The 11,920-nt window shown below is 42.9% G+C and carries 10 protein-coding genes; 4 read left to right on the top strand and 6 right to left on the bottom strand.

Features of this window, described 5'->3' with window-relative positions:
- Positions 1–308: 308 nt before the first annotated feature.
- Positions 309–1,163, top strand: coding sequence for a TraB/GumN family protein (locus C900_RS25935; RefSeq protein WP_009583391.1), 855 nt, complete (start codon positions 309–311; stop codon positions 1,161–1,163).
- Between the two features lie 91 nt (positions 1,164–1,254).
- On the top strand, positions 1,255–1,677 hold the full coding sequence (locus C900_RS25930) for an LIC_13387 family protein (protein ID WP_009583390.1): 423 nt from the start codon (positions 1,255–1,257) through the stop codon (positions 1,675–1,677).
- A 56-nt stretch (positions 1,678–1,733) separates the two neighbouring features.
- Here C900_RS25930 and C900_RS25925 read toward each other — a convergent pair whose 3' ends face one another.
- Entirely contained in the window at positions 1,734–3,980 is a 2,247-nt protein-coding gene (locus tag C900_RS25925; protein WP_009583389.1) for a TonB-dependent receptor plug domain-containing protein, read from the bottom strand.
- 37 nt (positions 3,981–4,017) lie between these two features.
- Complete coding sequence (locus C900_RS25920) at positions 4,018–4,536, bottom strand: YfiR family protein (protein WP_009583388.1); 519 nt, start codon at positions 4,534–4,536, stop codon at positions 4,018–4,020.
- A gap of 465 nt (positions 4,537–5,001) precedes the next feature.
- Between C900_RS25920 and C900_RS25915 the strand changes: the two genes are divergently transcribed.
- Positions 5,002–5,859, top strand: coding sequence for a metallophosphoesterase (locus C900_RS25915; RefSeq protein ID WP_009583386.1), 858 nt, complete (start codon positions 5,002–5,004; stop codon positions 5,857–5,859).
- Between the two features lie 319 nt (positions 5,860–6,178).
- Here C900_RS25915 and C900_RS25910 read toward each other — a convergent pair whose 3' ends face one another.
- From C900_RS25910 to C900_RS25900, 3 genes are read right to left on the bottom strand one after another with little or no spacing between them, the layout of a single operon-like run.
- A complete protein-coding gene (locus C900_RS25910; RefSeq protein ID WP_009583385.1) occupies positions 6,179–6,520 on the bottom strand; it encodes a hypothetical protein in 342 nt (113 codons plus the stop codon).
- Complete coding sequence (locus tag C900_RS25905; RefSeq protein WP_040497589.1) at positions 6,520–6,963, bottom strand: Rieske (2Fe-2S) protein; 444 nt, start codon at positions 6,961–6,963, stop codon at positions 6,520–6,522. The genes C900_RS25910 and C900_RS25905 overlap by 1 nt, the downstream gene beginning before the upstream one ends.
- The gene (locus C900_RS25900) at positions 6,908–8,056 is read right to left on the bottom strand and encodes an NAD(P)/FAD-dependent oxidoreductase (protein ID WP_009583383.1); all 1,149 of its coding nucleotides are present in this window, start codon (positions 8,054–8,056) and stop codon (positions 6,908–6,910) included. The genes C900_RS25905 and C900_RS25900 overlap by 56 nt, the downstream gene beginning before the upstream one ends.
- A gap of 434 nt (positions 8,057–8,490) precedes the next feature.
- On the opposite strand from C900_RS25900, the gene C900_RS25895 reads away from it, so the two are divergent.
- Positions 8,491–10,095 carry an alpha-amylase family protein gene (locus tag C900_RS25895; protein ID WP_009583381.1) on the top strand — a complete coding sequence of 535 codons (1,605 nt, stop codon included), beginning with the start codon at positions 8,491–8,493 and terminating at the stop codon, positions 10,093–10,095.
- 424 nt (positions 10,096–10,519) lie between these two features.
- Here the strand turns inward: C900_RS25895 and C900_RS25890 are convergent, their stop codons facing one another.
- Complete coding sequence (locus tag C900_RS25890; protein WP_009583380.1) at positions 10,520–11,728, bottom strand: phosphoglycerate kinase; 1,209 nt, start codon at positions 11,726–11,728, stop codon at positions 10,520–10,522.
- Between the last annotated feature and the right edge of the window lie 192 nt (positions 11,729–11,920).

The following is an 11,920-nucleotide window of genomic DNA, read 5'->3' as shown; positions in this document are numbered from 1 at the left end:
CATCTTCCCAAGCTTGAATGTGGCGCATAAAAAAATCTAATCCTGTCCCGGGGCTTCACCCCGGGCTACCAATATTGCATCCCTACCGGGATGCTTAAGTTAACGGCTATGGGAACGGTGTCCGGGGACAGGGAGTTTGATTTTTTAATTGAGGAATTGACAATAAGGCTTATTCATCCAGTTCCTTGATAAAACTATAAAAAAGCAACTACCCCCATGAGGGCATGGAATGGATAAAGTTGTAAATTGGCAATGAATAATTTTAAATCCGGCGTTTATTATGGGGAACCTTGTCTAACCACATTACTATGAAACATATAATTGCCATACTGAGCATCATTTTTATATCAACTGCTTCTATTGCTCAAAATACTATCCTTTGGACTGTTACTGATACAGTTGCAAAGAAGACTTCCTATGTATTAGGTACATTCCATCAATTCGGAAATTCATTTGTCGATTCTATACCAGAAATAAAGGAAAGCCTCGTAAAGTCAGAATTGGCTGTTTTTGAGTCTATAGATGATGTTGAGAACACCCGAAAAATGATTAATGCACGGCAGGCGTCCGATGGAATTGAAAGGGGTTTGGCGAAGAAAGAGTTGTTGAAATTAAAAGAGATCAGTAAGGAATGGGAAGTAGACTTGTATAAGCTTACCCCGCTGGAGATACGCTGGAAATTACAGCAGGAATTCCAAAAGATTGTATGTAAAACTGCCATGCCTACAGACGAATGGGATCATTTTGATAGTTACCTGGTTCACCTGGCAAAAGAAAGTAATATTGAGGTGTTGGGCCTGGAAACAGATAGTCTACAATTAAGTCTAATCGAGCAGGAAAATAAAAATCCGGATTGGGGCCGGGAGAAAAAGAATATTCGCATCTGGCTAAATCATTTAACGAGTGGTCAACCCGATCTGAGCCACTGTAGTCATGCAGAAAAGTACAGGAAGTTTAATCTCGATTATAAATTCACGGAAGTATGTAACGATGACATTTTAATCAGGCAGCGGAACCAGGACTGGATGAAGATCATCCCGGATCTGTTGGAGAATAGCAACTGTTTTATTGCTGTAGGATACTTCCACCTGCAAAAACAGTGCGGACTGCTCGAGCAACTTAAAGCCCGGGGCTTTGTAGTGGAGCCTGTTGAACTGAAATAGGTGATTCAATAAATGTTTCAAAGGAGATGACCTCCTCTGTAATAAGATTAAAGCCGCAGATTCGACAATATTTTAAATAATAACTTAGAATATGATTTTGGCAAAATACTTCTGGATGTTGGGTTCGTTGGTTATGGGAGCACTCGGCACGGCTCATATGGTATATACATTCTTTACTGATAAGTTTTTACCAAGAGATGAAAAGCTGATGGAAGAAATGAACAAAATAAGTCCTGTTTTGACAAAGGAAATATCCATGTGGAAAGCCTGGATTGGGTTTAATGCAAGTCATAGTAGTGGGATAATGTTTCTGGCAATAATAAATTGCTTCCTGGCAATGAAATATTTCCCTCTTTTGCAGAAAGGCCATTTCTACTTTATTTTTAATATCATCACTGTAGGATTTTATATCTTTTTGGCCAAAAAGTACTGGTTTGCCGCTCCACTTATTGGAGTCAGCATAGCTTTGGTATGCTATATTGTTTCCTATGTGCTAACAATTGTGAGCAAGTAATATATCTTCAAATTTTGACATTTGGACAGCAACAAGATAGATCTTTCTAAAAACTCTTAAAACTTCACACTCAAACCCGTCATGATCCTCAAAGGATTTTGAAAGCTACTGCTAAAGGTTTCTCCATTTGAGGTGTCCCATGCCAGGGGGTTGCGGTAACACTGATCCAGTGCATTCTGTACATTTATAAAAAGCGTTACGCTCTTTTTCCAGGTATAACCGGTTGATAGGTTTAGCAATGAGTAACCTTTTATGGTATGTCTTTCATACTCATCAGCATCGTCAGAAAAAGAAGTGGTTCGTTGTTTTCCTGTCCGTAGTAACCTGGCGGAGAAATGGAAACCTTTCACCTTACCGTCTATACCGATGCGGAATTGCAGGGGTGTAAGCGTGGCTTGTTCCACTTCGTCTGACGAATCGGTAAGCTTGACCTTCCCTTCGACATAACTTAGGGATGACCAGGCATTCAGGTTGACCATGCCAATAGAAAAGATGCCTCGGGCTGCCAGGCTGCCGCCATAGTTTTGTTGGCTGCCCTGATTAAATGGTATTTCTATGTAATCGACATCCCACCCCAGAAACCTGTTGTTGTACAGGTTTGTGTGCTCTTTGTCGTGTACATTAGTGATAGTATTTTTTATTTCAGACCTGTAAAGTGTAAGGGTAAGCTCAATATCCTTTTTAATTTTTTGTCCCAGGCTTAACTCTGCCATTTGTGAGGTCATTGGCTTTAAATCGGGGTTGGGCAGGTGCCAGAATCCCGACCGGTAGGTATTACCTCCATCACTGGTGTAGAACGAACCGTATGATTCAAAAGATACATGTGGCGAAGGTGCCCAGAATGCGGTACCGTATAGCACTTTTACAGTGGTGTTGTTAAAGGGGTGGTACACAGCGCCAATCCTTGGATTAACCGTTGACCCGAATCGGGAATTATGATCGTACCGCATGCCTGTGGTAATCGAAATGTTATTTGCCGGAGTATATTGTCCTTGAACATATGCGCCTATATTCCTGTATAGCAAGGAAAAGAATTTTACATCTATGCCACCTGGATTCCCCGTTGAGGCTGAGTTTAGCAGGGTGCCAGCAAGGGCGTTTTTTGTGTCTACCGGCTCCTGTAGTTCGGGCGTTTTTGGTACAGACTGAAACAGCTCATAGGTGAAGCCTGCTATTAAATTTACCTTTTTTAACAGGGTCATGTCTATTTGTTGCTCAGCTTTCATCATCGAGCCGGTACTATATTTGAACCCGGGCGTCATATTGCCATATAAGTTTCTATAATTAGACTCAGGATTTACTTTATAGAGGCTGCCCACCAATGTAGAGATCGAATTAAGTTTACCTATTGCGGTGGAATAGCTCGCGCTACCTGTCGTAATCCCCTGACCATAGAAAACTTCCCGGTTATAAACACCATTGTCCGGTTTTAAGGTTGTGGATGACGGGACCTGTACGTAGTGGTGCAGTACTTTCATTGAAAAACCATCTTTCTCAATAGATGAAAAGATGTTGTAGCTCTTTACAGGCGCCTCATACTCAGGTGTTACCGGCACTTGTGCTGTCATGGGGCCGTAGAGGCTATTAAATATCCCCGTTTCATGCGAAGTCATCACATATTCGTCTTTATATACCTTGGAAAAATCAGGCTGGTAGTCATAGGTATATTGACCTGCTACTGAAAGGTAGAAGTCATTGGGCAGCTCTTTATTGATCAGTAAATTAGCGCTTGTGTAGCCATGTGAGCCTCCTGCGGCCTGTATGCTTGACTTTTGATGCCCTTCGCCCTGGTATGTTATTATATTAATTACACCAGCCATAGCATCCGCACCATATAGGGCAGAACCCGGACCATATACTACTTCTATTTGTCTGGCTAGATAAATAGGAAAGTTCTCGAGAATAGGCAGAGGTTCATTAGTAGGGGAGGATATTCTGATACCATCGAGCATGATCAAAAACAGATCCTGTCTGTAAACACCCCTTAAGCTTATCGGATTGTAAAATTGAGGGTCGGATTTATCATAAACGGCAAAATCAGGTAGGTCATTCAACACTTCGGCTAAAGTTCTATATCCTCTGAGCTTAATTTGATCTTTGGTGACTACCACTACAGTTGCCGGAGCCTGGTTGGTCTGTTGCAGATTTCTGGTTGGAGTTATTACCCTCACATTCATCAGCTCCTCAAAAGGCATCGTTAAAAGGTCTTCAGATTCCAGCAGCCTGTCGTTCTCTTCCTGTGCAAAGCCGGTGTTAGAAAGACAGAACCAAACAGCCCATGCAGCCAATATTTTCTTTAACATAATACTATTTTATGCTTTTCAACTTTCCTTTCAATCCCTACAGTAGTATAGCCAGTCGTAGTAAACCTGCGCTGGCAGTTAAACCAACTTCGGATAAAGCCTTTTCATGAAGCTTAAACTGCAGATGGTTATCTTTCATTATAAAACTAATGATGGCACCTTTTTCGATGTGATCATTTTCCGAAACCAGCAGTATATGCCGGTCTCTTAATACCGGGTATAACTCTGGCAGGTTGCGAATACGATTTTCAGGGATAAACAGTATTTGACAATCAACAAAATTTTCCACCGAATCAATGGTCTTCAATTCTATATGCTGACCACGTACAGCTTTGCCATTCAATACGGTACTGATCCCCTTCGGTATGTTTTTTCCATAGACAGCAATCACAAATGTTTCAGAAAGCACTTCTTTTGGCCACTGAATATATTTGGCAAAATTATATAGGTACGCTGCCTGTAACTCTTCATAGGAAGATACCTGAGCTTTAGAATTATTCAAGCCAAAGGTGATAATAATAAGTACAGTTAGTAACAGCTTAATTTGTTTTACCATGTATTTCTATTCCTGTTGGAGGATCTAAGGAAGAGATGTATTACCGCTATGGCCTGCTGAGGCTCCTTATAAAATAAAATCAACTACACCCCATGCTTTCAAGGTTGCAAATATATTTGAATTAATTCCCGGAAAAATCAGGATAAACACGTAATTCATATCAGGGATTACCCTTAAATGGAACATATCGAATGCTCAAAAGTCAGTATAAACTCGCCCCCCTGGCTTTATCTCTTTTACCCGACAACCCGTCTGCTCAAACCTTTCCTTTTACCCATTGTTTTAAGTAGTGTCTCTAAGAAAACGCCAATGTCTGCGTTATGCTCGTTCCAAAAATGCTCACGTACCCCAGTACGCTCCGCTTTTTGGTACTTCACAAGCCTTGACCTTAACGTTTTCTTAAAGCCACTTAGAATTTTCTTACAAATACTAAGTGGCAACCTTTGAGCTGAACAGCTAGACAGAATGAAAAAGGAAGCAAAACAATACCTTCGCTGGTTGGTGGCTGGGGCCCTGGGTGTAGCGTTTGTCGATGCTTTTGTACTGGAACGGTATTTTTTCAGGGTCAGGCGCTATCATATCGGTGACCAGAGAGCCCGTAAAGTCTTTAAAATGGTCTTAATCACAGACTTACATCTGCGACACAGGCTAGAGATTAAATACAGACGCTTGGCAGCCAGGATCAGAGCGCTGCAGCCGGATATCCTTCTTATTTCCGGTGATGCTATTGACCAATATGGCAGACCCGAAGTGTTGGATAACTTTCTTTCGTTATTGGATACTGATATTCCAAGAGTGGCCATTCCCGGTAATCACGAGCACAAAAATGAAGCAACACTAAACGATATATGCCGTATCTATCAAAAGCATCAGGTGGATCTGCTGGTGAATGCCACCAAAACCTATCGTGTTCAGGATACCTCACTCACGATCACAGGTCTGGATGACTCTATAGAGGGTCAGGAAAATTTCAGCGAAGCCATAGAAGGCGTGGATCAGGTACGGTATCATATAGTGCTACTACATAGTCCTTTACAGCAGGAAAGCCTATTACGTCAGCTCAGGAAGGTGAACAGGAATAGAAAGAAAGGGGAGAAGCTAAATGTAAGCTACCTGTTTGCCGGGCATAACCACGGGGGGCAGGTGACATTCTTTGGGCTATTTCCCATACTGCTGCCCAAAGGGGCGGGAAACTATGTCAATGGTTGGTACAATGATAAAAAGCCGTACCTCTACGTCTCCAAAGGCTTCGGCACCTCAACGGTGCCTTTCAGGTTCGGGGCCAGAGCGGAGATGACCGTTTTGGATTATCATTACATGTGATTGAAGTGTCGCTAGTGACCTTGACGTTTTCTTAAAGCCATTAGAGTTTTCTTATAGACACTATTTAACCGCAGAATCGGTTTGCAGAGAAATGCAGAGACACACCTCTGCGACCTCTGTTTTTCCTCTGATCCCTCTGCGGTTGCCAAAAACTTCAAATTCCTGCCGTAGGCGTCCTGACGGTTTTGAACCGTCTAAAGGACGCCTCTGGCAAAAACAAGGGTGTCACAGGATGTTTCGATTGATCTCTTGGTGAAATACGGGAGCTTCTCCGTAACCCCTATTTGGTCTTTGCTTCCTCTGTGGTTATCAAATGTGTCTACTTCAACAAATGATAAACTAACCATCCGAACCCACCCAGGGCAATTAACGCATGGATCACAGCAATGCTCCTAGGCACTTTCTGATGGGTGATGTCTTTCTCAAAAAGGTATAACCCACCCAGGATAGCTATAAGGAAGATTATGATGCTGTCCCAGTGCCGGTGTTCACTTTCTGAAGTAAGTGCATATATGACCAGCAATACGATGCCAATACCTGCTGTGCTACCGTGTAGGATGGGGAGTCCTTTTGGAATTTCCTTGTCCTGCAGGAGGTAGGAGAGCATAATGACACCGATAAGAATGGCTATGCCCAGCAATATGGCAGCGCCAATGTCCATTATTCTACATGTTTAACTTTCAATTTATCACCTTTCATTTGTATTTCATGTAACGGATGTAATACTGGACCTTCCAGGATAGTGCCATCAGCCTTGAAACGACTACCGTGACATGGGCAGTCCCACGTCTTTTCAGCATTATTCCAGTGTACCACACACGACATATGGGGACATACAGCAGATCGTATTTGTAGCTTCCCATGCTTATTGCGACTTACCGCCAGCTTTTGTCCGTCTTTTTCTATGATCTTTCCTTCTCCCGGAGCTATTTCAGCATACTCTTCGTCTTCAGCGGACCCCGGCAGGTCTTTCAGGTATTGCTTTGCAACGTTGGCATTTTCACTGATAAACTTCTTTGCTGACCTCAGCGGATGTACCCTTGTCGGGTCAAACAGTTCGATCCATGGGCTTTCTACCCCTGTTATGATATCGTTGATGAGCATTCCGGCCAGTGTGCCATAAACAAGGCCATCTGTCGAGTAACCCGGTGGCAATGAAAATGTTGGAATGCTTGCTCTTTCTGCCAATGAAAGGGAGAAGGTCGGCCGGCCGATAATGTTGTCCGCCCCAGCGGTATATAACATCAGCAACAGGGAAATGCTCTTTAGCAAATTTTTCCAGCGCTCTGATATGTGCCTGGTTGTCTTCGGCCTGTCCTACCTTGTGAGGCTTGCCTACCACCAGCAACAACTGTTCGTCATCCCGCTCGTAGACGCGTGTAGAATATTTCTCACCATCGTCATAGTAGCCCCAGTATATACCGTCATACCTTATTCTCTCAGTGAGCTTACAGGCAACGCCATATTCACGATATGGACCCAGCAGGGTCTGTACAAACATAAAGCCCTTTGGCGTATGAGTAGCGTGAATTACATGTTTGGCGTTTATTTTGCCTTTAGGGGTGTGTACAACACAATCATTATCCCTGTCTTCAATTTTTGTGGCCCGCGTATTTTCATAGATCCTGCAGTTTTCGGAATGTATGGCCTTCGCCAAACCCTGAACATATCTCATAGGATTGATCTGCGCCTGCTCAGGAAGACTGATGATCTTGCTCACAGGATACGGAAGTGTAACATCCTCACCAACGATACCCAGTTTGATATCCCCTGCAAGCTCAACTTCCTTTTCAATCTTCTTATCGTTACTCTGGTTGGCAGAGTAGAGATACCAGGTACAGCGTTTGAAATCGCAATCTATGTTATAGCGCTTTACATTTTCTCCCATAGCATTCAAAGCCTCACCACGTGCCTTAATGACTTTACTCACGGTTTTATCATTATATTTTGAACGGAGGTGTGATAAGCCCTGATCTATCGTGACATACAGATTGCCTGTACTATGGCTGCTGGTGCCCCCACCTACTTTCATCTCTTCAATAACAACTACACTTCTTATTTTTGCAGACAGGCGATGGGCAGCGCTAATACCCGTTATTCCACCTCCGATAATGACAACATCGGCTGAAATATCTCCGTCCAGAGAAGGGAAAGACGTGGTGTCCGCATAGGCATTCCATATTGATTTGGTGAACATATGATGGTGATTTAATGGTTTACATTACAAATGAATACAATACAGGTGCCATGAATGGGGTAATGGTCCATTAAAATACTTTGCCGGGATCAGGTTTTATAAAAAAACTGTCTCTATAACCGGGAGACCATCCGTGATGGTGCCACGGATAACAATTTTTTACTCCTACAAGGCTTTTGACCATCTCACACCAACCAGATACTGTGGAATAAGCTTTACAATTAAAATGGTGGTTTCGACACAGTTAAATTTTTTTGGTCAAACAACCACCCGCCAGAGTATGTTATTAAAACTATAACCTGTTAACCGTTAAAAACTCAGAACTGAGAACTGAGAACTGAGAACTGAGAACTGAGAACTGAGAACTGAGAACTGAGAACTGAGAACTGAGAACTGTAAACTGTAAACTGTAAACTGTAAACACAGAACTGCAAATGGACAAATGGTATCAAAATGCTGTTATGTATGGTATTGACATTGATGTTTTTAAAGATAGCAACGGCGATGGAATAGGGGATTTCAGAGGTGCTGCCGAAAAACTGGATTACCTGGCAGACCTGGGTGTCAACTGTTTGTGGTTGTTGCCTTATTTCTATTCGCCGGGTAAAGACAATGGATACGATATCGCAGACTATCTTTTGATCAATCCCTGCTTTGGAAGCACTGACGATTTTGTGGAATTTCTTCAGGAGGCCGAAAAGAGAAGCATGAGGGTGATCATTGATCTTGTAGTGAACCACACTTCAGACGAGCACCCATGGTTTAAAGCCGCTCGCTACAACAAGCACTCTGAGTTTTACAATTATTACCTCTGGCGAGATAAGCCCCCCAATGACAAAGAAGAAAATGTTTTTAAAAAAGAAGAAAGTAGCACCTGGAAATATGATGAATTGAATAATCAATACTACTACCATAAATACTATCACTTCGAGCCCAATTTAAATTTCAAAAATCCTCAGGTCAGGGATGAAGTGGAGCGCATTATGCAGTACTGGATGGGGTTTGGTATTGCCGGGTTCAGGATTGATGCGGCCACGCACTTGTTTGATCAGTTTGACGATGGGAAAAAGCCTACCGGGGCCGAGGTGATGAATGAATTTTATGAATATATGACAAAGTGGAGGAAGGACGCTGTTTTACTGGCTGAGGCAGATGTTGAACTGGACCAAATAGAGAGATATATCGGGGATGGCGACCGAATGCATATGCTTTTCAACTTCTTAATGAATAACTGGCTATTCCTTTCGCTGGCCCGAAAAGATGCCCAGCCTGTCATTAAAGGACTTAAGGCCTTACCTGATACTCCTAAAACCGTGGTGTGGGTCAATTTTATCAGAAATCTGGATGAACTGGACCTGGAACAACTTTCTGAAGAGGAAAGAGCGGAGGTATTTGAGGCATTTGCCCCCAACCCAAAGATGCAAATATACGGACGTGGGATCAGAAGACGGGCAGCTACGATGCTACAGGGGCACCCTGCCCGTTTAAAAATGGCCTTCAATCTGTTGTTTGCCATGCCAGGAGCACCAATGATCGTATATGGTGATGAGATTGGAATGGGTGATAACCTGATATACCCGCAACGTGAAGCCGTGAGAACGCCCATGCAGTGGGATGATTCTGAAAATGGTGGTTTTTCCAGTGCAGATAAGGAGAGAATACGAGTTCAACCAATCAACCATGGGGTTTTTGGTTATAAGGATGTAAACGTGGCGGAGCAACTAAAAGATGAACAGTCACTTTTAATGACCATCCGTAGATTTATAGCTGTAAGAAAGGATTTTGACATAATAGGACATGGCAAGCCAAAAATATTAAAAATAGATGATGCGGCAGTACTGGGGTTAAAATATGAAAATGAAAAGACCGAGTTACTCATCTTTATTAACTTCTCAGGTGAACAAAAGGTGTTTGAGCAGAAATTTGACTTTAGGAATTACAAGTCCATCCTGGAGGACGATCCGTATGGGGCACAACAAAATAACAATGCACTCGCCTTGCGCGCCTATGGGTACAGGTGGTTAGCAAGAATTAAATAACGTGAGTTCGATATAAAATGCTTAAAAAGGGGTAGTCATCCTGCCTGTCCCGAACTTGCCGAACTTGCCTCGGGAAGGCAACCAACAACTTTTAGTTGATTTTGTGGATAATGACAGTTACCTGAACGGCCTTGAGGAAATGGCGTTAGAATTTCAATGCCACACGTACACTTTGTAAATCACACTGTTTGAGCCCCGTTGTTTCAAACGGGACGAGTTTGTGATTTGTCATCGCAGGCATTGAAACTAGCCATTTAAACTCAGCAGGACGTTGGTTATCAATGCATTGCAAAACTTGTCATTGGTACCTAACAGGGATCTATGCACAAGGAACTGTTTCCATGGTGTATAGATCTCTTCCTTTGGGATCCCCGAGGGCAAGCTCGGGACAGGCGAGATGACTCAGCTTTTTAGAATAACTTCCTTAACTAAAGAGCACTGTCTCTGACGGAACAGAAACAGCATCAATGCCCGGTAGCTCCCGCTTTTCCATATATTCCAGTAATGCTCCGCCACCGGTGGATACGTGCCAGAATGACCCTTGGAGGAAAAACCGTGTTATGGAAGCTGTAGTGTCGCCTCCGCCTACCAAGGTATAGGCATCTCTGCCGGTAGCATCTGCTATGGCCTGTGCTATGGTTTGGGTTCCTTCCTGAAAATGTTCCTTTTCAAAAATTCCCAATGGTCCATTCCAGAAAATGGTATTCGATCTTGCTATGATTTCTGTAAATATCCTTCGTGTTTCAGGACCAATATCGCCACCCATAAAATCATCTTCTATTTCTCTGCTTGCCACCACTCTGGTTTTGGGGTCCTCTGCACTTTTTGATATTACGGAGTCTACGGGTAAAACAATCCTGGCCTTGCTTCTCTTAGACTTGTTGAGCAGCCATCGGGCCACTTCTAACTGGTTTTCGTCAACCAGTGATTTGCCGATCTGACCTTCCTGGGCTTTGATGAAAGTATAAGCCATACCTCCACCAATGAGAATATAATTGGCCTTATCTAATAAAGCCTCAATGGTGCCGATCTTATCGGTTATTTTAGCGCCACCAAGAATGATCGTGACTGGCGCTTTGGGCTTTTCGAGGAGTAAATCGATCTTTTCCATCTCCAGCTCCAAAAGTTCACCTCCAAATTTTTCTCTGAAATACTTAGGCACTTCAGTAATGGAAGCATGTCTTCTATGGCTGGCGCCAAAAGCATCATTGACATAAGCATCTCCCAGAGAGGCCAATTCTCCGGCAAATGCTGCGCTTCCTTCTCGTTCCCCTGCATGAAATCTTAGATTTTCCAGCAATAGCACTTCACCATTTTTCAGATGGCGGGCCTTATCTTGTGCCTCCTTACCAATACAATCTGGAGCGAACTTTACACTTCTGTTCAGGCGTTTTTCAAGTTCCTGAACCACGTGTTTTAACGACAGGTCTTCATCATATTTGCCTTTGGGTCTGCCCAAATGAGACATCAGAATGATAGAACCCTGCTGATCCAGTATGTGTTCCAGGGTAGGCATGGCGCCTTCAATCCTGGTGTGGTCCAAAATTCTGTGCTGATCATCAAGGGGCACATTAAAATCAACTCGAATTAAAGCCTTCTTTCCTTTCCAGTTTATTTCATCGATAGTCTTCATATTGGGAGTTTTTGGTCAAGAAAATATTGTTTGCTTTTGTGTAAGGTCATTTAATTCCATTAAGGTCTTACCTTACCCTGAATCCTCTCTCAATGAGCTATAATAAGGATAGACTTACATTAAAAATAGTTTGCCATGCCAACTCAGAAGGCATCTTACCATACTTCCTTAAAGCCACTTAGAGTTTTCTTA

The organism is Fulvivirga imtechensis AK7, from assembly GCF_000331535.1.
Lineage (GTDB): Bacteria > Bacteroidota > Bacteroidia > Cytophagales > Cyclobacteriaceae > Fulvivirga > Fulvivirga imtechensis.
The sequence above is the reverse complement of the archived record's forward strand: the minus strand, read 5'-3'. Positions and strand labels throughout refer to the sequence as shown.